The organism is Frateuria edaphi (genome assembly GCF_021117405.1).
GTDB classification, from domain to species: Bacteria; Pseudomonadota; Gammaproteobacteria; order Xanthomonadales; family Rhodanobacteraceae; genus Frateuria_A; species Frateuria_A edaphi.
In genome coordinates, this window is the sequence record NZ_CP088251.1 from 1911771 (window position 1) to 1936684 (window position 24914).

Annotated in this window: 24 protein-coding genes; 2 read left to right on the forward strand and 22 right to left on the reverse strand. The window is 67.8% G+C overall.

The window, feature by feature from the left end; genetic code table 11:
- Positions 1-45: 45 nt before the first annotated feature.
- The 8 genes from LQ772_RS09040 to LQ772_RS09075 form a co-directional block, all read right to left on the reverse strand.
- Positions 46-252: a cold-shock protein gene (locus LQ772_RS09040; RefSeq protein WP_036117760.1), complete on the reverse strand. Its 207-nt coding sequence runs from the start codon at positions 250-252 to the stop codon at positions 46-48.
- Between the two features lie 159 nt (positions 253-411).
- A complete protein-coding gene (locus LQ772_RS09045; RefSeq protein ID WP_231320312.1) occupies positions 412-1161 on the reverse strand; it encodes an S-methyl-5'-thioinosine phosphorylase in 750 nt (249 codons plus the stop codon).
- 14 nt (positions 1162-1175) lie between these two features.
- Positions 1176-1730: a hypoxanthine-guanine phosphoribosyltransferase gene (locus tag LQ772_RS09050; protein ID WP_231320313.1), complete on the reverse strand. Its 555-nt coding sequence runs from the start codon at positions 1728-1730 to the stop codon at positions 1176-1178.
- Positions 1727-2743 (reverse strand): beta-N-acetylhexosaminidase, encoded by a 1017-nt coding sequence (gene nagZ, locus LQ772_RS09055; RefSeq protein ID WP_231320315.1) that lies wholly within the window; start codon positions 2741-2743, stop codon positions 1727-1729. Before nagZ ends, LQ772_RS09050 begins: the two co-directional genes overlap by 4 nt.
- On the reverse strand, positions 2734-3279 hold the full coding sequence (locus tag LQ772_RS09060; RefSeq protein ID WP_231320316.1) for a CYTH domain-containing protein: 546 nt from the start codon (positions 3277-3279) through the stop codon (positions 2734-2736). Before LQ772_RS09060 ends, nagZ begins: the two co-directional genes overlap by 10 nt.
- 160 nt (positions 3280-3439) lie before the next feature.
- Positions 3440-4753 (reverse strand): 23S rRNA (uracil(1939)-C(5))-methyltransferase RlmD, encoded by a 1314-nt coding sequence (gene rlmD, locus LQ772_RS09065; protein ID WP_231320318.1) that lies wholly within the window; start codon positions 4751-4753, stop codon positions 3440-3442.
- 74 nt (positions 4754-4827) lie between these two features.
- Positions 4828-5427, reverse strand: coding sequence for a YdbL family probable chaperone protein (locus LQ772_RS09070; protein WP_231320320.1), 600 nt, complete (start codon positions 5425-5427; stop codon positions 4828-4830).
- A 25-nt stretch (positions 5428-5452) separates the two neighbouring features.
- Positions 5453-7474 (reverse strand): AsmA family protein, encoded by a 2022-nt coding sequence (locus LQ772_RS09075; RefSeq protein ID WP_231320321.1) that lies wholly within the window; start codon positions 7472-7474, stop codon positions 5453-5455.
- A gap of 45 nt (positions 7475-7519) precedes the next feature.
- Here LQ772_RS09075 and LQ772_RS09080 point away from each other — a divergent pair, with 45 nt between their 5' ends.
- The gene (locus tag LQ772_RS09080) at positions 7520-8260 is read left to right on the forward strand and encodes a response regulator (RefSeq protein ID WP_231320322.1); all 741 of its coding nucleotides are present in this window, start codon (positions 7520-7522) and stop codon (positions 8258-8260) included.
- A 78-nt stretch (positions 8261-8338) separates the two neighbouring features.
- Here the strand turns inward: LQ772_RS09080 and recO are convergent, their stop codons facing one another.
- From recO to LQ772_RS09135, 11 genes are all read right to left on the reverse strand, one after another.
- Positions 8339-9058 (reverse strand): DNA repair protein RecO, encoded by a 720-nt coding sequence (gene recO, locus LQ772_RS09085; RefSeq protein WP_231320323.1) that lies wholly within the window; start codon positions 9056-9058, stop codon positions 8339-8341.
- A gap of 62 nt (positions 9059-9120) precedes the next feature.
- Positions 9121-10050: a GTPase Era gene (era, locus tag LQ772_RS09090; RefSeq protein ID WP_231320324.1), complete on the reverse strand. Its 930-nt coding sequence runs from the start codon at positions 10048-10050 to the stop codon at positions 9121-9123.
- 79 nt (positions 10051-10129) lie between these two features.
- The gene (gene rnc, locus LQ772_RS09095; protein ID WP_231320325.1) at positions 10130-10789 is read right to left on the reverse strand and encodes a ribonuclease III; all 660 of its coding nucleotides are present in this window, start codon (positions 10787-10789) and stop codon (positions 10130-10132) included.
- 5 nt (positions 10790-10794) lie between these two features.
- Positions 10795-11175: a DUF4845 domain-containing protein gene (locus LQ772_RS09100; protein WP_231320326.1), complete on the reverse strand. Its 381-nt coding sequence runs from the start codon at positions 11173-11175 to the stop codon at positions 10795-10797.
- Between the two features lie 103 nt (positions 11176-11278).
- The gene (gene lepB / locus LQ772_RS09105) at positions 11279-12196 is read right to left on the reverse strand and encodes a signal peptidase I (protein WP_231320327.1); all 918 of its coding nucleotides are present in this window, start codon (positions 12194-12196) and stop codon (positions 11279-11281) included.
- Positions 12197-12285: 89 nt separating this feature from the next.
- Positions 12286-14076, reverse strand: coding sequence for a translation elongation factor 4 (gene lepA / locus LQ772_RS09110; RefSeq protein WP_231320328.1), 1791 nt, complete (start codon positions 14074-14076; stop codon positions 12286-12288).
- Positions 14077-14266: 190 nt separating this feature from the next.
- Positions 14267-15751 (reverse strand): DegQ family serine endoprotease, encoded by a 1485-nt coding sequence (locus tag LQ772_RS09115; RefSeq protein WP_231320329.1) that lies wholly within the window; start codon positions 15749-15751, stop codon positions 14267-14269.
- A gap of 111 nt (positions 15752-15862) precedes the next feature.
- On the reverse strand, positions 15863-16507 hold the full coding sequence (locus LQ772_RS09120; RefSeq protein WP_231320331.1) for a sigma-E factor negative regulatory protein: 645 nt from the start codon (positions 16505-16507) through the stop codon (positions 15863-15865).
- Positions 16504-17100: an RNA polymerase sigma factor RpoE gene (gene rpoE / locus LQ772_RS09125; protein ID WP_209621599.1), complete on the reverse strand. Its 597-nt coding sequence runs from the start codon at positions 17098-17100 to the stop codon at positions 16504-16506. The genes LQ772_RS09120 and rpoE overlap by 4 nt, the downstream gene beginning before the upstream one ends.
- Before the next feature lie 252 nt (positions 17101-17352).
- Entirely contained in the window at positions 17353-19893 is a 2541-nt protein-coding gene (locus LQ772_RS09130) for a putative bifunctional diguanylate cyclase/phosphodiesterase (RefSeq protein ID WP_231320333.1), read from the reverse strand.
- Between the two features lie 7 nt (positions 19894-19900).
- Positions 19901-20398, reverse strand: a complete 498-nt coding sequence (locus LQ772_RS09135) for a hypothetical protein (protein ID WP_231320334.1) — start codon at positions 20396-20398, stop codon at positions 19901-19903.
- Between the two features lie 150 nt (positions 20399-20548).
- Here LQ772_RS09135 and LQ772_RS09140 point away from each other — a divergent pair, with 150 nt between their 5' ends.
- Positions 20549-22609: a 3-hydroxyacyl-CoA dehydrogenase NAD-binding domain-containing protein gene (locus tag LQ772_RS09140; protein WP_231320336.1), complete on the forward strand. Its 2061-nt coding sequence runs from the start codon at positions 20549-20551 to the stop codon at positions 22607-22609.
- A 31-nt stretch (positions 22610-22640) separates the two neighbouring features.
- Here the strand turns inward: LQ772_RS09140 and LQ772_RS09145 are convergent, their stop codons facing one another.
- From LQ772_RS09145 to LQ772_RS09155, 3 genes are read right to left on the reverse strand one after another with little or no spacing between them, the layout of a single operon-like run.
- Positions 22641-23201: a DUF2058 domain-containing protein gene (locus LQ772_RS09145; RefSeq protein ID WP_231320338.1), complete on the reverse strand. Its 561-nt coding sequence runs from the start codon at positions 23199-23201 to the stop codon at positions 22641-22643.
- Positions 23202-23259: 58 nt separating this feature from the next.
- Positions 23260-23472, reverse strand: a complete 213-nt coding sequence (locus tag LQ772_RS09150; RefSeq protein WP_231320340.1) for a SlyX family protein — start codon at positions 23470-23472, stop codon at positions 23260-23262.
- Positions 23465-24811, reverse strand: a complete 1347-nt coding sequence (locus tag LQ772_RS09155) for a UDP-glucose dehydrogenase family protein (RefSeq protein WP_231325994.1) — start codon at positions 24809-24811, stop codon at positions 23465-23467. The genes LQ772_RS09150 and LQ772_RS09155 overlap by 8 nt, the downstream gene beginning before the upstream one ends.
- Between the last annotated feature and the right edge of the window lie 103 nt (positions 24812-24914).

Sequence of the window (24914 nt, forward strand, 5' to 3'; positions counted from 1 at the left end):
GCGAGCATGGGGCTTTTTCTTTCATCATGACGCGCTAAGCGCGGATCAGGCTGCGATTTCCACGCCCGAAGCCTGGGCGCCTTTCGGACCCGTGGTGACTTCGAACTTCACGCGCTGACCTTCCTGCAGGCTACGGAAGCCCTTGGAGTTGATGGCCGAGAAATGGACGAACACGTCCTCCCCACCGTCCTCGGGTGCGATGAAGCCGAAACCCTTGGCGTCGTTAAACCACTTGACCGTACCGAAACGCATTGCGTGAACCTCTGACTAGGACTGGATGCACCAGGGCTTTGGAGCCTGACCGCCATTTCCCCTGGTCGGCCGCCCCTGGCACGGGCAAAAGTATCAGCATGTTTACCGGTAAAGCGCAATATGCGCGATTAACTTTTGTGCGAAAAGGCCATTAGCTGATTAGGACAGCATTGCCTTGAGCAACACCGGAACCTGCGCCGTGGCCGCGGCCAGGTGGGCAAAGATCTCCTCGATGCTGATTTCCGCCTCATCGCCGCAACCGGCGGCGAAATTGGCCACCAGCGCCAGGCAGGCGTATTCGAGTTCGAGTTCACGCGCCAGGGCCGCTTCCGGCATCCCGGTCATGCCGACCAGGTCGCAGCCATCGCGTTTCATGCGGGCGATTTCGGCACGGGTTTCCAGCCGCGGGCCCTGGGTCGCGCCGTAGCAACCGCCGTCGATCATGGCGATGCCCGCGCTGCCTGCCGCCGCCAACAGCGTCTGGCGGAGCGACGCGGTATAGGGCTCGCTGAAGTCGATATGCCGGACCTCGACGCCCTCGGCGTCACAGAAGCTGGTGACGCGGCCGTGCGTGTAATCGATCAGCTGATCGGGCACCACCAGCACGCGCGGGCCCATGTCGGCGCGGATGCCGCCGACTGCGTTGACGCCAATCACCCGCCGGGCCCCCAGCGCATGCAGCGCCCAAAGATTGGCGCGGTAATTGACCCGATGCGGCGCCAGCGCGTGGCTTTCGCCATGACGCGCCAGGAAGGCCAGCCGCTTGCCGGCGAAATCGCCCAGCACCACCTCGCCCGAGGCGGGTCCATAGGGCGTTTCCAGCGCACGCCGGCTGATGTTTTCAAGGCCGGGGAACTGGTACAGGCCGCTGCCGCCAATGACGGCCAGGTCGATGGTCGGTTCGGTCATGGTCGTTCCCGGGCTCATTCGCCCCTCAGTGCGTAGATGGCCGGCAGGTTGCGGCCCTGCTCGTAGTAGTCCATGCCATAGCCGAACACGTAGCGATCCGGCAGCTCCACGCCGTTGAAGTCCGGGGCGATGCCTTCCACGCAGCGGTCGTGCAGCTTGCGGCAGAGGCTGGCGATCAGCACACGCTTCGCGCCGCGCTTCATGCAATCGTCGCGCACCGCCTTGAGCGTGTGGCCCTCGTCCAGGATGTCGTCGACCAGCAGCACCGTCCGCCCGGCCAGCGCCGCCTGCGGCTCGCGCAGCCAGCACAGGTCACGCCCGGCGGTGGCGCCGCGGTAGCGGGTGGCGTGCACATAGTCGAATTCCAGGTCAGTGCGGATCGACAGCGCCAGTTGGCCGGCGAACATCAGCGCACCGTTCATCACGGTCAGGAACACCGCCCGCTCGCCATCGAGCGAGGCATCGATACGCCGGCCAAGATCGGCGATCACGGTTTCCAGTTCATCGCGCTCGAACAGCACGTCGGCATTGGCCAGCGCCTGCGCCAGCGGGGGAAGCGGAGTGGTCATGCGTTTCCTTCAGGTTCGTCCAGCGCGGTGATCCGCGCGATGAAACGGTCGCGTTGCGGGTTGTCCAGCAGGCCTTCCCACGTCGCGCCAATAGCGCCGCGCAGCGGCGCAAGGCGTTCGAGGACGTCGTCGGACGGCGGTGGCAGCGCGGCGATCGCCTCGTCCACCACCTCCGGAAAGCACGCCAGCACCAGATCGCACCCGGCGGCCAGGTGCGCCCTGACCCGCGCCCCCACACCGCCGGCGGCACCCGCCGCGGCCATGCTGATGTCGTCGCTGATGACAATGCCGGCGAAGCCCAGCTCGCCCCGCAGGATGTCCTCGATCCACACGGGTGAAAAGCCGGCCGGACGCTCGTCCACGGCCGGATAGATCACGTGCGCCATCATGACCGCCTCGGCATGCGCCTCGATGGCTTCGACGAACGGACGCAGGTCGGCGTCGCGGATCGCGTCCAGCGGACGGGGGTCGATCACCTGCGCCTTGTGCGTATCGGCCGCGACCGAACCATGGCCGGGAAAGTGCTTGAGCACTGCCGCCATGCCGCCCAGGTGCATGCCGCGCACGTAGCCCTGTGCCAGCTCGCCGGCGATGCCAGGGTCGTGGTGGAAGGCTCGCGGACCGATCGCGGCGCTGCCGCGGGCCAGGTCCACCACCGGAGCGAAGCTGAAATCCACGCCGCAGGCGCGCAGCTCGCTCGACATTACCCAAGCGTGTTCCTCGGCCAGGCGCACGGCGTTCTCGGGGTCGCGCTCGTACGTCGCGCCGATTTTCGACAGGGCTGGCAGGCGCGTGAATCCCTCGCGGAAACGCTGTACCGGACCGCCTTCCTGGTCGACCGCGATCAACAGGTGTTCTCCGCCGACCTCGCGGATGGATTCGGCCAGCGCCATCAGCTGCCCGCGATCGGCGTAGTTGCGCGCGAACAGAATTACGCCGGCGACCCCGGGTGCGAGTAACCAGTCGCGCTCGCGCGGTTCGAGCTCCAGCCCGGCGAGACCGATCAGCAGCATGCCCGCGCTCCTGCGGCTTCCACGCCATCGGCAGCGGTGCGCTCGGCATCCGACCAGCGCGCGAACGGATGCGCGATCAGGTTGACGTTGTAGTAGCGCCCCAGGGCGCTGACCTCGCGACCCAGCCAGGCTGGGCGCGGGAACGGCGCGTCGGCAGCGGGTAATTCGACCTCGGCCACCACCAGCCCGGCGTTGTCGCCCAGGAATTCGTCGATTTCGAACAGCGTGCCGTCCACCTCGACGTGATGGCGGATCTTCTCCAGCACGCCGTCGCACAGCGAGGCCAGCATGGATTCGGCATCCTCCAGCGGCACCGGATATTCGAACTCTGCCCTCTCGATGCCTAGCGTGGCGCTCTTGATGTTCAGCCATGCCCGCTCGCCCGCGCGGCGCACGCGAACCGAGGCGCGCGCGTGGCCTTCGTGCAGCGCCTGCGCACCAACCAGGTAACCTTGGGCGATCCGCTCGCGATGCACGATCGCCTGGCGCCACGCGTCGCTTGCGAGCAGGAACTTGCGTTCGATTTCGACGGCCATGGCGGAGTTCGGCAGAAGGGAACGGAAAGGATAGCGCGGCGGGTGCGAGGTTATGTCGAGGCTCGGCCCTTGCAGGGCCTACTGGAGGGCGACGCCTTGCTCCTGACTGCGGCAACAGCATCCCCCCTCAAGTGGCCCCTCGGCAGCAAAGCGCCGGCGCTCAGCGGCGCTCGAACACCGCGATGGATTCCACGTGCGCGGTATGCGGAAACATGTCCATGACGCCAGCGGCTGTGAGGTCGAAGCCATGGCGGTGCACCAGCAGGCCGGCGTCGCGTGCGAGCGAGGCCGGGTGGCAGGAGACGTAGACGATCCGGTTGGTGCCCTTGCGCGGCAGGTACTCCAGTACCTGCTCGGCGCCCGCGCGGGGCGGGTCGAGCAGGATCTTGTCCCACCCGGCGCGTGCCCAGGCGCTGCCGCGCTGGTCCTCGAACAGATTGGCAACGTGGAACCGCGCATTGGCGATGTCGTTGCGGGCGGCGTTGGCGCCGGCGCGCTCGACCAGCCCGTGTTCGCCTTCCACGCCGGCGACCTCGGCCACGCGCCGTGCGAGCGGCAGCGTGAAGTTGCCCAGGCCGCAGAAAAGGTCGAGCACGCGGTCAGTCGGCTGCGGGTCGAGCAGTTCCATCGTGAGCGCCAGCATGCGCCGGTTCATGCCCGCGTTGACCTGCACGAAATCCAGCGGCTGGAACTCCAATTCGACATCGGCCACGCCCTCGCCGGCCGGCAGCCGGAAGGCCAGGCGTGGCTGTTCGGGCCACAACGGGTGGACGCTGCTGACGCCGCCTGGCTGCAGATAGATCGCAAAGCCATGCGTCTGGCCAAATGCGACCAGCGCCTGGGTGTCGTGCTCACTGAGCGGCTTCAGGTGCCGGAACACCAGCGCCACGGTATCGTCGCCCGCGGCGAATTCGATCTGCGGGATATCGTTGGCCGCGTCCATGCCGCCGAGCAGCTCGGCGAGCTGGCCAATCCGGCCGCCCAGCATCGGATGCACGACGTCGCAATGGCTGATGTCGGCCACGAAGCGTGGATTGGACTCTTCGCGAAAACCCACCAGCACGCGGCCCTTCTTGGCCACCGCACGCACCGACAGTCGCCCCTTGCGGCGATAACCCCAGGGCGTGTCGGTGAGCGGTTCCAGCCAGCGTCGCGGCTCGACCTTTCCGATGCGCGCGAAGTTGTCCGACAGCACGCGCTGCTTGGCCTGGATCTGCGCCGGTGCGTCCAGGTGCTGCAGCGAGCAACCGCCACACTGGCCGAAATGCACGCAGCGCGGTTCGACCCGATGCGGCGAGCGCTCCAGTACCTCAAGGGTTTCTGCCTCGTCGAAGTTGCGGTGGCGCTTGCGGATCCCGAGGCGGACCTGCTCCCCAAGCAGCGCGCCGCTGACGAACACGGTCTTGCCGTCGATGCGGGCGACGCCGCGGCCGTCGTGGCCCAGGTCGGTGATGGTGGCTTCGAATTCTTTCATGGCACTCGTAAAACGCCTGCGCCCGGATCGGCGACCCGGGCGCAGCGGTCAAAGCTCTGGAGGACGGGCGCGGCTTACTTGCGCTTCCAGGCGCCCGAAGCGTCCTGATAATACCAGCCGGCGTGCGCGCGCTCGATCCAGCCCTTGGCGAAGGTGGCGCGGATTCGCGACTCCCACTCTGGATGCCCGTTGGCGCGGGCGATCTCGCGATACAGGGCGTTGCGGTCGCCGTTCTCGTCAGACACCGCGGCGGTGGCCTGCGCGCGCTTGCTGAGGGGAATCTTGCTGGCGTCGTGGACGGCCACCAGCCCATCCTTCGTGAAGCCGATCGCGCCCGAGTCGAGCAAGGCCTGGAGGATGGTCTGGAAACGTGCCTGCATGCGGCCACGGATCGCTTCGGTGGCCGGCGTCTGCACGCGGATATCGGGCGTGTCGGCGGCATAGGCAGCCGGCACCAGCAGGTCGAGCAGCATGGCCGAAGGTTGGGCCGGCTCGTGCGCGGACGGGGCTGGTTTGGCGTCCTGGGCCGGTGCGCTGCCCTGGTCGATCACCGTGCCGATGAAGCGGTCGGCCGCCTTCTGCGCTGCAGCCTCGGGGAAATAGACGTTGATCGTGACGCAACCGACGAGCGCGACCATTGCGGCGGTCAGCAGGACGTAGACGAGCTTGCGCATGGGGAGGCTCCTGAGGGTGTGGACGTCAGCGGATCTGCGGGCCGCCGCCTTCGGTGGCCGCCTTCAACCGGCTCACCAGGGTGGGCCAGTCGACCTCGTGCTGGTGGCCGATGACCTTCAGATGCGGCAAACCGCTGCCGTCGACGATAGTGTACCCGTCCCCGGTATTCTCCAGCCCGCTCATGTGGCAGACCGTGCCGGTCAAAGCGCAGTTGAGGCCGATGCGCGCGTAGCCGAAGGTCTTGAAGAGCTTGAGCACCGCGCCCTGCAGGCCCGCGGCGATGCCGCCGCCGCCCACCGCGGTGAGGTTGTTGACCGCACGCTGGCTGATCCGCCCGCCCTCGTCGGCGAGCAGGTGCGCCTCGAACGCGACCGGCTGCCAGTCGACGAGGCGAAGGTTGTCGATGCTGCCGTGCAGCGGGCCGGTGATGCTGCCGAAGTCGAACACGCTGGTGATCGAGCCCAGGTCCAGCTGGCGGAAGCCCACATCCGCCGCCAGCACCGGGCTGGGGCCGAACGGCTGCGTCAGCGCGAGCTGGGTGATGTCCACGAAGCCGTTGAATACATTGACGGACAACCCGCCAGCCAGTTCCACCGTGTCGTCCACCAGGCGCAACGAAGGAATCGCGCCACCCAGCGTGCCGGGGAACTGCGGCCAGCCCATCGCCTTGCTGAAGGACGCCATGTCCACGCCGGTGACAGCCAGCGAGGTTTCCAGTCGCTGCCCCCTGGCGGCGGCCGGACGCCAGTCGAGCTGGCTCATCTGCACCGTTCCTCCCAGCAGTGCCACCGCCAGCGGCTGGGTCAGCCCGAGCGTGCCGCCGCGGCTGCGCCACTGCGCTCGGGCGGAACCGAACGGCAGGCGATAGACGCGCAGCGCACGCCAGCCGAGGTTGGTGGTGGGGCGATCGGCGTCGGCGGACCAATCCAGGCCACCATTGAGGTCGTCGATCGCCAGCCTGCCGTCGGCCGTCGCGAGGTTGAGATGGTCGGCGGTGAAAGCGAAGCCGCGCGGGCCGCCTTCGCGCAAATCCAGGTTGCCGCTCAAGGCACCGGTCACCTTCATCCCATGCAGGCCCAGCGTGTCCAGCCAGGCGGCGCCATAGCGGTCGTAGGCGGCGGGGAACCGGGCCTGGAAACGCTCCAGGCGCAGCTTGTCCAGATTGCCCTTCGCATCGAAGGCGAGCGCGCCGTCCAGCTGCAGCGCATCGGCATCGTTGACGCGCAGGCGGCTGATCGCCAGCGCTCCGCCTTGCCCGACCGCCGCCACGTTGAGTTGCACGGCGTGGTCCGGCAATTTCGCGTAGATCGGACCGAGCAGCAGCTCACCGCCGCGCAGGGTGGCATCCACGGTGAAGCGGGCCGGCCCGCCCTCTGTGTCGATGCCCAGCCGGCCCGTGCCATCGACCCCCTGCCCGGCCAGCGTGCCGGTGGGGGTATCGAAACCCACGCCATCCATACTGAACTCGCCGGATGACTGGATGCCATTGTCGTGCACATCCAGCGCCAGCTCGGCGTCCAGCCGCCCACCCGTGGGCCGGCCCGACCACACCGTACCCAGCAGCCCGGCCAGCCATTGCGCCGGCAGGTTTTTCAGGGTGATCTGGGCGTGGCTGGTCTGGTCTAGCGGAACCCAGGCACTGGCGGTCGCCGTGGCCTGGGCGATATCCGCCTGCAGGGTGTTGGCGCGCTCGTCGATCACCAGATGCACGTCCGAATTGCCGAGCGCCCCGCCCGGGGCGCCCCGCAGGGCGATCGTGCCGTCCAGCAGCCAGCGCATCTGCAGGTCGCGCGACAGCGCCCCCTCCAGATCCAGCCCGACCCGGCGCCAGCCCATCGCCCCAACGTCCGCCCGCGCGGCATGGAGCTTGAGCGCGAGCCCTCCCTTGCCATCCTCGCCGATGTGCAGGGTCACCTGCTGCAGGCGCACACCCGGCATCGCGACCACCTTGGCAGTCAGGTCGACATCCGCCCAGGCCGGGTTCGTCCACAGGGCGACGAGGAGCAGGCCGAGGCACAGCAGCAGGCGGCGGGAGGGAGGGAGCATGTGCCATCATTCTGCCAAAGCCAGCTGAACGACATGGATTCGTCAATGAGCACAGCCGCCTTCCTGCGCCACCCGCCGCCTTCCAATCTCCCCCTTCCCTACGTGCTTGTGGCCGACGACGACCCGGCCAGCCGCCGCTTCCTGGGCGACGGCCTGCGCGCGCTGGGCGCGCAGGTGCACGAGTGCGTCGATGGCCAGATGGCGCTGGCGCGTGCCGCCATCGAGACCTTCGACCTGCTCCTGCTGGATTGCCGCATGCCCGGTGCCGGCGCCCGCGACGTGTTGCTCGCCTTGCGCGCCGATGCCCAGGCCCGCTCCGCCGACGCGCCCGCCGTGGCGACCAGCGCCGAGGTCTCGATCGAGGATCGCCAGCAACTACTGGCCGTCGGCTTCAGCGACGTACTGCTCAAGCCCTGCGAACTGGATGCGCTGCGTGCGCTGGTCACACTCGCCCGCAACAGCGGCCGGAACGCACCGCTGCTGGACGATGCGGCCGGGCTCGCCAGCAGCGGCGACGCGCGCACCATGCAGGCGCTGCGGGGCCTGCTGCGCGAGGAACTGGTGACGTTACTCAACGAACTGGCGCACCTGTGCAGCGAGCCGGCCCGACTGGTAGAGCGGCTGCACCGGTTGCGTTCGGCCTGCGGCTTCTGCGGCGCACCCGCGCTGGCGCTGCAGGCGAAGCATCTGCAACGCCAGGTGGAGACCGGCGGTTCCGTGGGCGAAGGTGCGCGGGAAAGATTCCGGCAGGCGCTCGTCGCGACGCTGGCGGTGCTGGAGCGCTGAGTACCACCGAAGGCAACCTGTTCTGCCGAGCGGGACTTCCAGATGGATGCGCCGCGACTTCGGCGTGATGTCCCCGGCTCAGTCCGGTTGCCGGCGCGACATGGCGGTCGCCAGTACGCGCCAGGCGTGCAGTTCGCCGCCGCCCAGATGGAAGCGGATCACCTCGCGCATGAGCCGGCGCAACGCCGCCAGGCCAGCGGTATCGGGGCATTGGTCCGCCGCGAGCGCCAGCAGGTCGGCACCACGGATCGCCCGCGGCGCACCCGCCGGACAGGCCACCGGACCGTACTCGACCTGATAGCGGTACGAGCCCTCGGGCGCGAGCGGCTCGCCGCTGTCGGCCTCGGCCTCCAGTTGCAACGCGTAACCGATCGCCATGAGCAGGTCGCGTTCGAAGCGGCGGAGTTGCCAGGCCAGCGTTCCCGGTTCTGCAAGGCGAGGCAGGGTGCGCGCGTACGCCGCGAAAAGATCGGGCATCGGATCCTGGCGGCCGGTCAGCCGTACCACCAGTTCGTTGAGATACAAACCTGCCAGGCCAGCGTCACCGGTCAGCCGACGTGGCGCACCGGCCGGCTCGGCGCCGCGCAAGGTGGCCAGCTCACCGCGTAGCAGCAGGTCCAGCGCCAGCGGCTGGAACGGTTCGAGTTGCGCGCGTTGCAACCGCGCCCGCTCGCGCCGCACGCCGCGCGCGACCACGCCTATCCGCCCGTGGTCGCGGGTGAGGCATTCAAGCAGCAGCGAAGTCTCGCGGTAGGGCCGCGCATGCAGGACGTAGGCGGGCTGCTGATCCAGGAGCATGCATCAAGGCCGGGGCGGGAACGGGTTTCGGAGTGACAGAATCGCACCCCCGCGATCGGCTGTCAGTCGGTGTATCCGAGCTTCTTCAGCATCGCCTCGTCATCCACCCAGCCCTCGCGCACCTTCACCCAGAGCTTGAGGAAGACCTTGCGCTCGAACAGCCGCTCCATGTGTCGGCGCGCGGCGCTGCCGATGGCCTTGAGCTGGGCGCCACCCTGTCCGATCACGATCGCCTTCTGGCCATCGCGCTCCACCCAGACGATGGCATGGATTTCGGCCACGCCATCCTCGCGATCCGTGAACTGCTCGATCTCCACCGTCGTGGCGTATGGCAGCTCCTGGTCGAGACGAAGCATCAGCTGCTCGCGCACCATCTCGGCGGCCAGGAAGCGTTCGCTGCGATCGGTGATCTCATCCTCGCCAAACACGGGCGGGCGCACCGGCAGGCGTTTGAGGATCGCGCCCTCCAGTTCCTTCAGGCCCTTCTGCTTGAGGGCGCTGACGTAATGGATGTCCTCGAACTGGTGTCGGGCGGTCAGTTCGGCGACGAAGGGCAGCAGCGCGCCCTTGTCCTTGGCCAGGTCGACCTTGTTGATGGCGAGCACGCGCGGCACGTTCTGCTCGACCAGCGCGGCGTACAGCGCCTCGTCCTCGTCGGTCCAGCGACCGGCCTCTATCAACTGCACGGCCAGGTCGACCTCGGCCATCGCGGTGCGCGCGGCGCGGTTGAGGCTGCGGTTCATCGCGCGCTTGGCGCCGCGGTGCAGGCCGGGCGTGTCCACGTACATCACCTGCCCCGCCTCACTGGTAGCGATGCCCAGGATGCGGTGGCGGGTGGTCTGGGGGCGCGGGCTGACGATGGACAGGCGAAAGCCGATCAGGGCATTGAGCAGGGTCGACTTGCCTACGTTGGGGCGGCCGACCAGTGCTACCGCGCCGCAGCGATAGTTCTCGTGCGGCAGATCGCCGGCGGATTCGGTTTCGTCGTTCATGGCAGAAGGTTTTCCGGCGGGCAGAGGGCAAAGCATGGCGCCGCCGCGCCAACGGCGCCAGCGGCAAGGGATGAAGGATTCAGGCGGGCGGCAGCGGTGGGGTCAGCTGGCCGAGCACGGTCTCGGCCGCGTCCTGCTCGGCGGCCCGGCGGCTGGGCCCGCTTGCCGCGGCGCTCAGCGGCACCGGCTCGACGATGCTGCAGTTGACTTCGAATACCTTGGCGTGGTCTTCGCCGTGGCTGCCGGCCAGTTCGTAGGTCGGCAGCGGCAGGCCTCGCGCCTGCAACCATTCCTGCAAACGGGTCTTGGCGTCCTTGGACGATTTGGGCAGGTCGGCCACGCGCTGGGCAAACAACCCACGCACGACATCCCGGCAGGCATCGAATCCCCCATCGAGATAGACCGCCGCGACCAGCGCCTCGAATGCATCGGCGAGGATCGAATCGCGACGGAATCCGCCGCTTTTCAGTTCACCCGAACCCAGCTTGAGCCCATCGCCCAGGTCCAGTTCGCGCGCGACCACCGCAAGGGCCTGGCCGTTGACCAGCTGCGCGCGCAACCGCGAAAGCTCACCCTCGCTGGCGCGAGGGTGGGCATCGTAGAGCATTTCACCGACCACCGCGCCGAGCAGCGCATCACCCAGGAATTCCATCCGCTCGTTGTTCGGCCGGCCCACGCTGCGGTGGGTCAATGCCAGCTCGGCCAGCGCGGGGTCGCGGAAACGGTAATCCAACTTCACTGGGATCAGAGCGAGGACACGTTGCCCTGCAACGGCACGCTCTTCTCGAAATGCACGAGGAAATCGATGTTGTAAATGAACGGGATCTGCTTGTCGTAGGCCACGTGCAGCTGGTTTCCGTTGCTGCGGTCGATGGTGATGTCCTGTGGCTCGATGGTGGCGTCATCCACGTACTGGAAGTCCATCTTGAACAGCAGGTTGCGACGGATTTCGTCCAGCGACTTGCCTTCCACGCCCTCGGTCGAGACCTGCGTCATCGCCTTGGCGACGCCCATGTACTCGGTGTAGGCCGGCACCAGCTTCATCGCCATGTAGCCGAAGAAAGCCACGACGACCAGGACGACCAGGAACCCGATCATCGTGATACCTGCTTGCTTGCTTTTCATAGTCCCCTCGCTATGCCGCTGCGGCGGCTACCTCGTCTGTATTCTGCGCGCCGCCCTGGCCTTGGGTCACGGGTGCCACAGGTGGCGCCCGTCACGTCCTGCGTCAGTGGATGATCTTGCCAATCCGGCCGAAATCGATCCAGCCATCCTGCGTGCCCTTCCAGCTCAGCCAGATCAGGAACGCCTTGCCTGCCAGGTTCTTCTCCGGCAGGCAGCCCCACCAGCGGCTGTCGGTGCTGTTGTAGCGGTTGTCGCCCATCACGATATAGCAGCCGGGCGGCACCTTGGCGGGCACCTTGTCGTTGGGGATCGAAAGCGGGACCGAGTAGGCCGGCATGCGCGCGATCATGTGGTCGATATTGCCCTTGCCGTCAGAACGCGGCAGATGCTCGGTCCACATCGCGGCGCCGTAGTCGCGCATCAGCCGCGACTCGTCGCCGTTCGGGCGGCCCTGGAATGGCCCGATCAGGTCGGCCGGCACCGGCGTGCCGTTGATCACCAGCTGGTCGCCGTGCGATTCGATGGTGTCGCCGGGCAGTCCGATCACGCGTTTGATCCAGTTCTGGTTCGGCACCGGCGCATGCGGGTCGGAGCAGCTGATGTCGCCGCTGCGTACCCACTTGCCGGCCTCGTCCTGGCACAGATAGCCGGGAAACCGGAACACCACCACGTCGCCGCGCCTGGGCTCGCCCAGGTCCAGGAACTTGTTGTTGAAGGCCGGCATGCGCAGGCCGTAGGCGAACTTGTTGACCAGGATGAAATCGCCCACGTCCAGCGTGGGCATCATCGAGCCGGAAGGAATACGAAACGGCTCGGCCACGAACGAGCGCAGCACCAGCACCACCAGCACCACCGGGAACAGCGAGCGCGCCCAGTCCACCGGCACCGGGTCGTGGTACTCCTCGCCGGCCGCATCCAGGCGTGCCTTGCGCTTGTTGTACAGAAACAGCCGGTCCAGGCCCCACACCACGCCGAAAAGCACGGTGAGGGCGAGGAGGATGGCGGAGAAATCGAATTCCATGGTGGCTCCCTTTGGACGCGGCATCGGCTCCGGATCCAGGGATCGAAGCACAGGGCGCGCCTCGAATCCGGATCCCGATCCCGGCCCGACTATTTATCCACTTTCAGGACGGCAAGGAAGGCCTCTTGCGGGATTTCCACGCGGCCCACCTGCTTCATGCGCTTCTTGCCTTCCTTCTGCTTCTCCAGAAGCTTCTTCTTGCGGCTCACGTCACCGCCATAGCACTTGGCCAGCACGTTCTTGCGCAGCGCCTTCACCGTGGAACGGGCGATGACCTGCGCGCCGATGGCCGCCTGGATCGCCACGTCGAACTGCTGGCGCGGGATCAGGTCCTTCATGCGCTCGACCAGGTCGCGACCGCGACGGTCGGCGTGGCTGCGGTGCACGATCAGGCTGAGCGCGTCGACGCGATCGCCGTTGATCAGCACGTCCACGCGCACGAACGGACCGGCCTCGAAGCGCTCATGGTGGTAATCCATCGAGGCGTAGCCGCGCGAGACGGATTTCAGACGATCGAAGAAGTCGAGCACGACTTCGGCCAGCGGCATCTCGTAGCTGATCTGCACCTGCGTGGCCATGTACTGGATGGAGCGCTGCACACCGCGCTTTTCCTCGCACAGGGTGATGATGTTGCCGATGTAGTCGGGCGGCGTAAGGATGTTCGCGACGATGATGGGCTCGCGGATCTCCTGGATCTGCGGCACGGGCGGCAGTTTCGCGGGATTGTCCAGATCCATCACGGTGCCGTCGGTCTTGAGCACCTCGTACACCACGGTCGGCGCGGTGGTGATGAGGTCGAGGTCGTACTCGCGCTCAAGTCGCTCCTGCACGATTTCCATGTGCAGCATGCCAAGGAAACCGCAGCGGAAGCCGAAACCCATGGCCTCGGAGGACTCGGGCTCGAAGAACAGTGCGGCGTCGTTCAGGCGCAGCTTGTCCAGCGCCTCGCGCATCGCCGGATAGTCGTCCGCCGACACTGGAAACAGGCCCGCGAACACGCGCGGCTGCATGGTCTGGAAGCCCGGCAGCGGTTTGTCCGCCGGCTTGGCGGCCAGGGTCAGCGTGTCGCCCACCGGTGCGCCATGCACGTCCTTGATCGAAGCGTTGATCCAGCCCACCTCACCGGCGCCGAGCTTCTCCAGCTTTTTGCGCTTGGGCGTGAACACGCCGACGTCGTCGACCTCGTGCACGCGACCGGTGGACATCACCAGCAGCTTGTCACCGGGCTTGATCTCGCCCTGCATCACGCGCACCAGCGAGATCACACCCAGGTAGTTGTCGAACCAGGAGTCGATGATCAACGCCTGCAGCCTGTCGGTATCACGCGGCTTGGGCGGCGGGATGCGCGCGACGATGGCTTCCAGCACCTCGGCGACGTTCTGCCCGGTCTTGGCACTGATCGCCACGGCATCGTCGGCATGGATGCCGATCACGGCCTCGATCTCGCCCTTGACCTTTTCGGGGTCGGCGGTGGGCAGGTCGATCTTGTTGAGCACCGGCACGACTTCCAGCCCCTGCTCCACCGCGGTGTAGCAGTTTGCGACCGATTGCGCCTCCACGCCCTGGGCGGCGTCGACGACCAGCAGCGCACCCTCGCAGGCGGCAAGCGAACGCGACACCTCATAGGAGAAGTCGACGTGGCCTGGCGTGTCGATGAAATTGAGCTGGTAGGTCTTGCCGTCGCGCGCCGTGTACGGCAGGGATACGGATTGGGCCTTGATGGTGATGCCGCGCTCGCGCTCGATCGGGTTGTTGTCGAGCACCTGGGCTTCCATCTCGCGTTCGCTCAGGCCGCCGCAGATCTGGATGATCCGGTCGGCAAGCGTCGACTTGCCATGGTCGATGTGGGCAATGATGGAGAAGTTGCGGATCAGTTCCATGGAATACGCTGGTCGGGCTTCGCGGCCCGCAAAGGCCGCCCATCGCCGGGATGGCGATACGAACCCGGTATTGTCGCATGGAATCGGACGCCAGCCCTGCCTGGGCAGGAGCCCACGTGCGGGCGACGCGTTTCTCTCATCGAGGAAGAGCGTCGTCCCCAGGTGGGCTCCCTGCCGGGCAGGCGGGCGCCTACTTGTCCGAAGGCACCGTCAGCGCGATGAAGCGGGTGTCGTCACCCCGGCGCACCAGCAACAGTACGGTGTCGCCAGGCTTGACGCCCCGGGTCGCCGCACGGAAAGCCGACACGCTGCCGACGTTCTGCTGGCCCACGCGCAGTACTACGTCCCCCGGCTGCAGGCCGGCGCGCGCGGCCACCGGTCCGGTGATGTCCGCGACCAGCACGCCCTCGCCCTTCTTCAGGTCCATCTGCTGGCGGGCGTCCTCGTCCAGTTCGCGCACGCTCAGGCCGAGCGCCGCGGAACCGGACTGCACCGGCGACTGGTCGCTGCCGGTGGCACCGGCCTTGTCATGGGGCGCCTCGCCCACCGTCACCTGGACGGTCTGCTTCTTGCCGTTGCGCAGGATCTCTACCGGCACTTTGGTGCCCGGCTTGGTCATGCCCACCACGGGCGGCAGATCGCCGGCATCCATGATCGGCTGGCCGTTGTACCCGGTGATGATGTCGCCAACCTGGATGCCCGCCTTGTCGGCCGCGCTACCGTCCTGCACCACGCCGACGATGGCGCCGCGCGGGTTGTCCATGTTGAGCGCCTTGGCGATCTGGCTGTCCACGCCGCGCACCTGCACGCCGAGCTGGCCGCGGGTGACGTAGCCGTGCTCCTTGATTTGCTGCACGGCGTTCATCGCCACGTCGATCGGGATGGAGAACGACACGCCCAGGTAGCCGCCGGTGTTGGAATAGATCTGCGAATTGATGCCGACCACCTGCCCCTGCAGATTGAACAGCGGTCCACCGGAGTTGCCGCGGTTGATTGGCACGTCGGTCTGGATGAAGGAGGTGTAGGGCTGGTCGCCGCTGCCCAGGTTGCGGCCCACGGCGCTGACGATGCCCTGGGTGACGGTGTAGTCCAGGCCGAACGGCGAGCCGATCGCGAGCACCCATTGGCCCGGCTCGAGCGAGCGCGATTCGCCGATCGACACGGCGGGAAGGCCGTCCTGGTCCACCTTGAGCAGTGCGATGTCGTAACTCGGGTCGGTGCCGACCACCTTCGCGATGAGGGTTCGCCGGTCCTGCAGCCGCACGGTCACCGCGTCGGCGCCATCGACCACGTGGTTGTTGGTCAGGATGTAGCCGTCACTGGAAATGATGAAGCCCGAGCCCAGCGAGGTGTGCTCCTGCTCTTCCGGTGAAGGCATCATCGGCATGCCGAAGAAGCGACGGAACAGTTCCATCTGCGGATCGTCAGGCATGCCCGCCTGCGCGCGCGGCTCGCGGCGCTGACCGTTGTACTTGGCCTCCACGTGCACCACCGCCGGCGCATTCTTCTTCACGATCTGGGTGAAGTCCGGCAAGCTGGCCATCGCCGGCGCGGAAGCGCTTCTGGCCGTCGGCGCGTTCGCCTGTGCTGCCGGTGGTTCGGCCTGGGCGCAGCCGGCCGTCACAAGCCCCATCAGCACGCAGCAGGCCAGGGTGCGCAAGGGAATTCGATTCATGGACTCTCCTCCTTCAGGCAAAAACTAGGGACGCGACCGTGCAAGGCCCGCAAGGCGGGCCGGCCGATGGCTAGGGGGAAGACGACCGCGGCAAGGACACGCGGACGCTGATCACTGGGCGCCGGCAGCCGCCTGGCGCGGATAACGGGCGTTGGCCGCCCGCTGCGGGTCGATCAGCAGGTAGTAACCAGGTTGGTCGCTGGGAGCGCGCACCGGCTGCACGCGATAGGGCGACAGATTGCGCGCATAGGGCATCAACGCTTCGCCGTAGCTCTCCCCGAGGGTGGCGGCAGCCTGCTGGCTGTAGCGCGAAGCGGTATCGCCGCTCAGCCACGGCGGCACCGCGGCCGGGGCAGCCGGTCCCGTCGGTAGCGTGACTTCGGCGGTCGGCGCGCTCTGCGCCAGCCCGGTCGATGCGCGATCGTCGTCCGTCACCGGCCGGGCGATCATCAACGCCGCCACGGCGACGCTGGCCGCAATCGCGCCACCGGCCGACCAACGCAGCCAGTGCGGTGCGCGGCGCCCGGCTTTGGCCTCCGACTCCTGCGCGATCGCCTGTGCCACGCGTGCCGCGAACCCGGCCGATGCCACGGCCGGCAATTGCCGGCGCAGGCCGTCACGCGCCAGGTGGTAGCGCGTCCAGGCCTGTCCGAGTTCGGCATCGTGCTCGAACCGGCGGAGCAGGAAACGCAGCTCCTCGCGGGCGAGTTCGCCGTCGATGCCGGCCGAAAGGTGTTCACGTTGGTCTTGGGTCATGTCGGTTGATCCTCGCGGTCCGAGAGCAGTGGCCGCAGTTGCTGATCGATCGCTTCGCGCGCACGGAAGATTCGCGAACGCACGGTGCCGATGGGACAACCCATCGCCTCGGCGATTTCCTCGTAGCTCAGGCCATCCACCTCGCGCAGCGTGATGGCGGTCCGCAACTCCTCTGGCAGCGCTTGGACAGTGGCGAAGACGGTTTGTTCAATTTCCTGGCGAAGGAGTTCACGTTCGGGCGTGGCGCCCTCCTGCATCCGCTCGGCGCCGGTCAGGAAAACTGCGTCCTCGGCCGCGATGTCGTCCATCGGCGGGCGTCGCCCCATCGCCACCAGGTGGTTCTTGGCCGTGTTGACGGCGATCTTGTACATCCAGGTATAGAACTGGCTGTCGCCGCGGAACGAGCCGATCGCCCGCCAGGCGCGCACGAAGGCCTCCTGCGCCACGTCCTCGCACTCGGCGTAGTTGTTGACGTAGCGGGAGATCAGGCCGATCACCTTGTGCTGGTATTTGCGCACCAGCAGGTCGAAAGCGCGCCGGTCGCCGTTTTGAACACGCTCGACCAGCGCGCTATCCAGTTCGTTTTCGCCCATCCGGGCCGTCTCCTTCGATAACCGCTTTCGGTGGCGCCAGCCGGATGGTAACGCGCCGCCCTCAGACAAGCGGCAGGAGCGCAAGTTCACGCGGGTGTCACGATAGCCAGCCGGTCCAAAAAAAGCCGTCGACGGGCGACGGCACGTGTCCGAGATGCGGTTGGGATGGTGGGGATCAAGGGTGCCCCATGGGGGGGGTCAGCCCACCATGCCCGACGGCGCGAGAGCGGCGGGCCGACGCCCGCCCTGCACTCAAGCCACGTTCGCCTGCGGCTCGACCAGCAGCCGCTGGCGCTCGGCCAGCAGGCGATCGAAGCTGGCATGCGGCAGCGGGCGGCAGAACAGGTAGCCCTGCAACTCGTCGCAATGATTGGCGCGCAGGAACTTCAGGTGCTGCTCGATCTCCACACCCTCGGCGACCACGCCGCGCTTCAGGCGATGCGCCATTTCGATGGTCGCGCGCACGATCGCCTCGTCGTCCGGGTCGATGCCGATGTTGCGCACGAAGCTCTGGTCGATCTTGATGCGGTCGGCCGGCAACTTGCGCAGGTAGTCCAGCGACGCGGCACCGGTGCCGAAGTCGTCGATGGCGATGCGGCAGCCGAGCCGATGCAGGCCGTGCAGGTTTTCCACCAGGTTGGGCACCGCCTTGATGCTGATGCTCTCGGTGACTTCCAGTTCCAGCAAGCGCGGATCCAGCCCGGTTTCGGCCAGCGCGGCGGTCACGGTGTCCAGCAGGTCAGGCTCCATCAGCTGCACGGCCGAGAGGTTGACGCCCAGGCGCAGGCGCAGGCCGTACTTTTCCTCCCACTCGTGCGCCTGTCGGCAGGCGGTGCGCAGCACCCAGGCGCCGAGCGAAACGATCAGGCCTGTCTCCTCCGCCAGCGGGATGAACACGCCGGGACTGATCGGGCCCAGTTCCGGGTGTTCCCAGCGCACCAGCGCCTCCATGCCGACGATGTCCTCGCTCTCGGCATCTACCTGCGGCTGGTAGAACACGCGCAGTTCGCCGTTGCCTTCGGCATGGCGCAGGCGGGTCTTGAGCAGCACGTCGTGCTGCTGCGCCTGTTCCGGACTGATCTCGTAGAACTGGAAGTTGTTGCGGCCCTGGCGCTTGGCCGCATACATCGCCTCGTCGGCGTGCTTGAGCAGGGTTTCGGCATCGAGCGCATCGTCTGGGTAGAAGCTCACGCCGATCGAGGCGGTGACCTTCAGCGGCGCTTCCTCGCCGGCGATCCTCAGTGGCGCCTCCATCACCTGGACGATCTTCTCCGCAACGCGCAGCACGTCGTCGTTCTTGATGATGTGGCGAAGCACCACCACGAATTCGTCGCCGGCGTAGCGCGCCACCGTGTCGGACGCACGCACGCTCGAGCACAGGCGGTGGGTGACCGTCTTCAGCACATGGTCGCCGGCGGCGTGACCGAGCGTGTCGTTGATGTCCTTGAAGCGGTCCAGGTCGACGAACAGCACGGCGAAGGTCTCGCGGGTGCGGTGCGCCTCGCGGATGATGGTGTCCAGGCGGTCGTTGAACAGCAGGCGGTTGGGCAGGCCGGTGAGCGAGTCGATCAAGCCTTCCGCGCGGCCCTGTTCACGGGTCAGGCGCAATTCCTGCGCATGCGCGAAGCGCGCCGCCGCGCAACGCAGCACCGGCTCGACCAGGCCCATGTCACCGAACGGCGTGCGGCTGCCGACCAGCAGGGCGCCCAGGACCGAGCGCCGCTCGTCGAACAGCGGCAGGCCCGCGAAACCGGAGACGCCCAGCATCTCGATCAGCGGGTCGTTTGCGCCGAGCTTGCGCGCGTCGACCGGATGCAGGATCGCCTTGCCGTCGAGCACCTGGCGCAGCACGCCCTGCTGGGCGGGCGCGGGCCAGGGCTGGTCCTCGCCGCGCCACAGCTGGATCAACAGACCGGGGCCGGAAGCGCCCTCCGCCGGCCGGGACGACCACAGGGCCAGATAGTCCAGGCCCAATTCGTCCACTAGCAGACGGGCAGCCACTTTCTGCGTGTCGATGCCGCTGGCCGAGGCGAACATGCGTGAGAGCAGGCTGAGCGCCGCCTCGGCGCGGATGTCGGCCCGGTCGCTACGGAACAGCAGCGCGATCGCGTCCTGTCCGCCATGGCGGACCCGCCGCGCGCTGGCCTGGCCGGTGTCCGCGCCCCGGCTGGAGCGCCGCTGGCAGGCATACCAGCGCCGGTCGGCCTGCTGCAGCACGTGCTCGATCGCGATGCCCTCGAACGCCAGCAGCTCCCTCAGGCCGCGACCGACCAGTTGCTCGACCTCGAGGTGACTGTGCCGGACAACGGCCGAACTGGTTTCCAGAACGCGCTCGGTCTGCGGGTCGACGATCAACCATTCGCTCGCGTCCTCTTCGAATGCGAAGCGGTACTGGTCCGGCCCGGCCTGCATCGGCAGGGACGCCTGCGGACGGGTCCGGCGCCAGCGAGCAACCAGTTCCAGCTCCACCTGCGATGCGTACAACCAGTCAGAGACGCCAGGCGGAAGCTGACCGGGCTTGACCGTGGCGCCATCGGCCAGCACCGCGATCATGGGGGCCTCGGCACAGGCGGGAATGCGCCGCAGCTGCTCGCAGGCCGTTTGCGCATCGATTTCGTCGCCGTCGAAGGCCACCACTACCAGCGCCAGCGGGGGGCGACCGTCCAGCAGCAATTCGGCGTGCGGCACCCCGCGGGCGGTATGAATGGTCGGGTGGCCGGCGCCGTCCAGGGCGTCGAACACGTTCCGGCGCAAATCGCGCTGGGCAGCGACCACCAGGATGCCGGCGCTCACGTGGTCCTCAGGCAACCAGCCAGCGGCCGTCGCGCAGGCGCGGGCGCAGTGGCGCATCGGGCTGGCCTTTCATGCGCATGGCCATGTCGCCCAGGTGGTCGATGAGTGCGGGCGAGGCATCCAGCAATACGACCCGGCGCACGTGCCCGGTCGGGGGCTTGGCCAACTGGCGCAGCAAGGTGCTGTCCATCGCCGACAGCGGTGGCTCCAGGCCCATCAGAAGGTAGACGCCGAAATGCATGCTCTGCTGCATGTAGCGCAGGGCCGCCCCCAGCCGCTGGCTGCCCGGCACGCGTGCATGGGCGTCGATCAGATTGCCCAGGCCCAGGTCCGGCTGCCACAGGTACACCGTCTGCCCGCTCCGGCGCACGACCGCGCGGAACTGCTCGATCAACGCCTGGCTGTCGCAGCCCTCGAGCAGGATCAGTCCGGCCGGCGCGGCCAGGATGCGCTCGAAGATCTCGATGCCGGGAGGTGGCGGGGCGGAGGCCAGCAAGGGGTTCATCGAGCGTAAGTTACGGACTTGCGGGCGAAGCGCAATAGCGCCAGGTCACCGTTCCGGAAGATCGGCCCCGATCGCGACCGGCCCCTCAACTCGCATTCATCCGCACGCAGCGGTATGGTTCAGGGCTCCCCGGCCACCCCTCCCAACGCCATGTTCGAAGGATTGCGCTTCAATCACTGGAAGACGAGCGTGGACGAGGGCGGCATCGTCACCCTGACGCTCGATCGTGCCGACAGCAGCGTCAACGCCATTTCCCGCGAAGTGCTGGACGAACTGGCGCAGATCGTCGAGCGGCTGGCGATCGAGAAGCCGGCCGGCGTGATCGTCCATTCGGCCAAGGCTTCGGGCTTCGCCGTGGGTGCGGACATCAAGGAATTCGTGCGCTACGCCGAGCAGGACACCGTGCTGGAAAATATCCGGCACGGCCAGCAGGTGTTCGAATCGCTGGCCCGCCTGCCCTGCCCGACCGTGGCCGCGGTGCACGGCGCCTGCATGGGCGGCGGGACGGAACTGATCCTGGCGTGCCGCCAGCGCATCGCCGCCGACGACGACAAGACCAAGATCGGCCTGCCAGAGGTGATGCTGGGCATCCATCCCGGCTGGGGCGGCACCGCCCGCCTGCCGCGCCTGATAGGCGCCACCGAGGCGCTGCCGATCATGCTTACCGGCAGGCCGCTCTCGGCCCGGCGCGCGCTGGCGCTGGGCGTGGTCGACCGGGTGGCGCCACCGGCCGAACTGCTGGCCGAGGCACGCGCCCTGCTGCGCCGCCCGCATGCGCGGCCGTTCGCGCAGCGTGCCAAGGCCTGGGCGACCAACTGGTGGCCCGTACGCCAGATCCTGGCGCCGATGGTGGTCAAGCAGACTGCGGCCAAGGTGCGTAAGGAACACTACCCGGCGCCGTTCGCGCTGATCGACGTCTGGCAGAACGGCGGCGCCAGCATCCAGCAGCGGCTGAAGCTCGAAGCCCGCTCGGTGGCGAAGCTGGCGCAGACGCCCACGGCGCACAACCTGATCCGCGTGTTCCTGCTGCAGGAGCGACTGAAAGGGGCCGGCGGCGGGGTCGACCCGGGCGTCCGCCGCGTGCACGTGGTCGGTGCCGGCGTGATGGGCGGCGACATTGCCGCCTGGGCGGCCTACAAGGGCTTCGACGTGACCCTGCAGGACCGCGAGATGAAGTTCGTCCAGCCCGCGCTGGATCGCGCCCGCGGGTTCTACGAGAAGAAGCTCAAGACGCCGGAAAAGGTGGAAGCCGCGATGGGCCGTCTGCGGGCGGACGTCGAAGGCGCGGGCGTGGCGACGGCCGACCTCGCGATCGAGGCGATCTACGAGAACCCCGAGGCCAAGCGCGAGCTGTACGCGAAGATCGAGCCACAGTTCAAGACGCAGGAAATCCTCGCCACCAACACCTCCAGCATCCCGCTGGACGAACTGCGCCCGGGACTGGCCGCCCCGCAGCGGTTCCTGGGCCTGCACTTCTTCAATCCGGTGGCACAGATGCCGCTGATCGAGGTGGTGCGCCATGACCAGCTGGACCCGACCGTCGAAAAGCGCGCGCTGGCTTTCTGCAAGGCGTTGGGCAAGGTGCCCGTGGCCGTCAAGGGCACGCCTGGGTTCCTGGTCAACCGCATCCTGATGCCCTACCTGCTCGAAGCCCTGCGCCTTTACAGCGAAGGCGTCCCCGGACCGGTGCTCGACCGCGAGGCGAAGAAGTTCGGCATGCCGATGGGGCCGATCGAGCTGGCCGACACGGTCGGTCTGGACGTGTGCGCCTCGGTCGGCAAGGAACTGGCGCCGTTCCTGGGGCTGGAACTGCCGCCGGGCATCGAGGACAAGCTCGAAGCCGGCAAGCGCGGCAAGAAGGATGGCCAGGGCCTGTACGTGTGGCAGGACGGCAAGCCGGTCAAGCCGGAAGTCGACCCCGACTACACGCCGCCGCCGGACGTCCAGGACCGCATGATCCTGCCGATGGTCAACGAAGCGGTCGCCTGCCTGGCCGATGGCGTGGTGGATGATGCCGACCTCCTGGACGCCGGCGTGATCTTCGGCACGGGCTTCGCCCCGTTCCGCGGCGGCCCGATCCAGTACATCCGCAGCGAGGGTGCCGCCAATGTCCGCGGCCGTCTGGAGCAACTGGCGCATCGGCATGGCGAACGCTTCCTGCCCAAGCAGGGTTGGGACTCGCCGGCGCTCAGCCAGCCCATGACGCCGTAGCTCTCGCAGGGTTGGGCGTGGCCCACCCTGCTCACCACATCAGGTCGTCGGGCACGCCGTCATCGTCGGTCGCCGCCTGCGGATCGACCAATAGCGCCAGCTGGTGGGGGTCGATCCCGCGCACCTGCTCGGCGACCGCCTGGCTGACCAGCAGATAGCGGCCGTTCTGCTGCACGACGCCAAGCCGCCCGTCGTTGATCGCCGCCAGCTGGTCCGCGTCCACGTGTACGCGCCGGATCTTGCCGCCGTATTCGAAGTGACGCACCTGGTCGGCCTCGGCCTTGTTCAGCGCCTGGCCTTCCAGCAGTTTCTGGATCTTTGCCTTGCGCTCGCGCTTGATGCGCGCCTGCTCGGCGGCCTCCTGCTCGGCGCGCTTGCGCTCGGCAGCCTCCGTTTGCGCGCGGATGGCGTAAGCCTTGGCCAGGTCCACCTCGCCGTCATCGCGCCGCGGCTTCGGCACGTGCGCCTTGCCCTTGCCCTGCGGCGGACGTCCGCCCCGGGGTGCCGGGGACGGCGACTTCGCGCGCTGTTCCTCGCGCACCTGCTTGACGATGCCGCTCTTGAGCAGCTGATCACGAAGAGAGTCGGCCATGATCCGGCTCCAGTGTTGCGTTGGTCTTCCGGAAAACGCCACGCGCGTCCGGTGCTTGTCAATAGTGGGGCGGCGGTGGCTCGCTGTGCGGATCGCTGCCCTGGGAGGTGCGCATCGAGGCGAGTTCCGCACGCAGATCGTGCAGCACGCGCTCCAGCGCCACCAGTCGCATGGCCTGCTCGGCGTCGGCGGTGGCCAGCGCGGCCACCGTGTCATCGAGGAAGGTGAGGCGCACCTCGAGTTCTTCCAGGCGGCGCTCGATGTCAGACATTCGCCGGCCTCAGCGAACGCCCGCGCCCGATGCCGTAATAGGCCAGCCCCGCCTCCTCCACTTGCGCCGGGTCGTACAGGTTGCGTCCGTCGAAGATCGCCGGGTCCTTCAATGCGCCGCGGATGCGCGCGAAGTCCGGCGCGCGGAACGCCTTCCACTCGGTCACGATCGCCAGCACGTCGGCACCGTCCAGCGCCTCGTACGCGTCCTCGCACAGCGTGAGGTCCGCCCGCTCGCCGTAGATGCGCGTGGTCTCCGCGCGCGCCTCCGGATCGAACGCGCGCACCCTGGCGCCGGCCGCCCACAGCTGTTCCATCAGCCGCCGGCTGGACGCCTCGCGCATGTCGTCCGTGTTGGGCTTGAACGCCAGGCCCCACAACGCCACGGTCCGGCCCTTCAGCTGGCCGCCGCAGTGGCGCTCGATCAGCTCGAACAGCTTGCCCTTCTGCGCGTGGTTGACCGCCTCCACCGCACCCAGCAGCTTCGCCTCGTAGTCCACGGTGCGTGCGATGCGCTCCAGCGCCTGCACGTCCTTGGGAAAGCACGAGCCGCCGTAGCCGGCGCCCGGGTAGATGAAGTGGTAGCCGATGCGCGGGTCCGAACCGATGCCGCGGCGCACCTGCTCGATGTCCGCGCCGACGCGCTCGGCGATGTTGGCGATCTCGTTCATGAAACTGATCTTGGTCGCCAGCATCGCGTTGGCCGCGTACTTGGTCAGCTCGGCCGAACGCTCGTCCATCACCACCGTGCGGTCGTGGTTGCGGTTGAACGGCGCGTACAGCTTGCGCAGCACGCCGACGGCGCGCTCGCTGGAGCTGCCGATCACGATGCGGTCCGGCCGCAGGCAGTCCTCCACCGCGTCGCCTTCCTTGAGGAACTCGGGGTTGGAGACCACGTCGAACGGAATCACCGCGCCACGCTCGGCCAGCGCCTGGGCGATGGTCGCGCGCACCCTGTCGGCGGTGCCCACCGGCACGGTCGACTTGTTGACCACCACCGCGTAGCGGTTCAGGTGCTTGCCGATGCTGCGCGCCACTTCCAGCACGTAGCGCAGGTCCGCGCTGCCGTCCTCGTCCGGCGGCGTCCCCACGGCGATGAAGATCACGTCGCCGTGGTGCACCGCCGGCTCCGCCTCGGTGGTGAAGTCCAGCCGACCACCCTCGTGGTTGCGCTTGACCATCGGCGCGAGGCCCGGCTCGTAGATCGGCACCTCGCCGTTCTTCAGCCGCGCGACCTTGGCCGCGTCCACGTCCACGCACAGGACGTGGTTGCCCATTTCCGCCAGGCAGGTCCCGGTGACCAGGCCGACGTAGCCCGTGCCGAACAGGGTGACATTCATCATCCGGGTGATCGCTCCAACAAAACGATCGCGGATTCTAACAGGCGCCACCCGTGACGACCGCAAAAAGAAAGGGCGCGGATCGCTCCGCGCCCTTGGATTT

Coding starts and splice junctions, on each gene's coding strand:
- LQ772_RS09040 (WP_036117760.1), bottom strand. CDS start 252: ATGCGTTTCGGTACGGTCAAGTGGTTTAACGACGCCAAGGGTTTCGGC.
- LQ772_RS09045 (WP_231320312.1), bottom strand. CDS start 1,161: ATGACCGAACCGACCATCGACCTGGCCGTCATTGGCGGCAGCGGCCTG.
- LQ772_RS09050 (WP_231320313.1), bottom strand. CDS start 1,730: ATGACCACTCCGCTTCCCCCGCTGGCGCAGGCGCTGGCCAATGCCGAC.
- nagZ (WP_231320315.1), bottom strand. CDS start 2,743: ATGCTGCTGATCGGTCTCGCCGGGCTGGAGCTCGAACCGCGCGAGCGC.
- LQ772_RS09060 (WP_231320316.1), bottom strand. CDS start 3,279: ATGGCCGTCGAAATCGAACGCAAGTTCCTGCTCGCAAGCGACGCGTGG.
- rlmD (WP_231320318.1), bottom strand. CDS start 4,753: ATGAAAGAATTCGAAGCCACCATCACCGACCTGGGCCACGACGGCCGC.
- LQ772_RS09070 (WP_231320320.1), bottom strand. CDS start 5,427: ATGCGCAAGCTCGTCTACGTCCTGCTGACCGCCGCAATGGTCGCGCTC.
- LQ772_RS09075 (WP_231320321.1), bottom strand. CDS start 7,474: ATGCTCCCTCCCTCCCGCCGCCTGCTGCTGTGCCTCGGCCTGCTCCTC.
- LQ772_RS09080 (WP_231320322.1), top strand. CDS start 7,520: ATGAGCACAGCCGCCTTCCTGCGCCACCCGCCGCCTTCCAATCTCCCC.
- recO (WP_231320323.1), bottom strand. CDS start 9,058: ATGCTCCTGGATCAGCAGCCCGCCTACGTCCTGCATGCGCGGCCCTAC.
- era (WP_231320324.1), bottom strand. CDS start 10,050: ATGAACGACGAAACCGAATCCGCCGGCGATCTGCCGCACGAGAACTAT.
- LQ772_RS09100 (WP_231320326.1), bottom strand. CDS start 11,175: ATGAAAAGCAAGCAAGCAGGTATCACGATGATCGGGTTCCTGGTCGTC.
- lepB (WP_231320327.1), bottom strand. CDS start 12,196: ATGGAATTCGATTTCTCCGCCATCCTCCTCGCCCTCACCGTGCTTTTC.
- lepA (WP_231320328.1), bottom strand. CDS start 14,076: ATGGAACTGATCCGCAACTTCTCCATCATTGCCCACATCGACCATGGC.
- LQ772_RS09115 (WP_231320329.1), bottom strand. CDS start 15,751: ATGAATCGAATTCCCTTGCGCACCCTGGCCTGCTGCGTGCTGATGGGG.
- LQ772_RS09120 (WP_231320331.1), bottom strand. CDS start 16,507: ATGACCCAAGACCAACGTGAACACCTTTCGGCCGGCATCGACGGCGAA.
- rpoE (WP_209621599.1), bottom strand. CDS start 17,100: ATGGGCGAAAACGAACTGGATAGCGCGCTGGTCGAGCGTGTTCAAAAC.
- LQ772_RS09135 (WP_231320334.1), bottom strand. CDS start 20,398: ATGAACCCCTTGCTGGCCTCCGCCCCGCCACCTCCCGGCATCGAGATC.
- LQ772_RS09140 (WP_231320336.1), top strand. CDS start 20,549: ATGTTCGAAGGATTGCGCTTCAATCACTGGAAGACGAGCGTGGACGAG.
- LQ772_RS09145 (WP_231320338.1), bottom strand. CDS start 23,201: ATGGCCGACTCTCTTCGTGATCAGCTGCTCAAGAGCGGCATCGTCAAG.
- LQ772_RS09150 (WP_231320340.1), bottom strand. CDS start 23,472: ATGTCTGACATCGAGCGCCGCCTGGAAGAACTCGAGGTGCGCCTCACC.
- LQ772_RS09155 (WP_231325994.1), bottom strand. CDS start 24,811: ATGAATGTCACCCTGTTCGGCACGGGCTACGTCGGCCTGGTCACCGGG.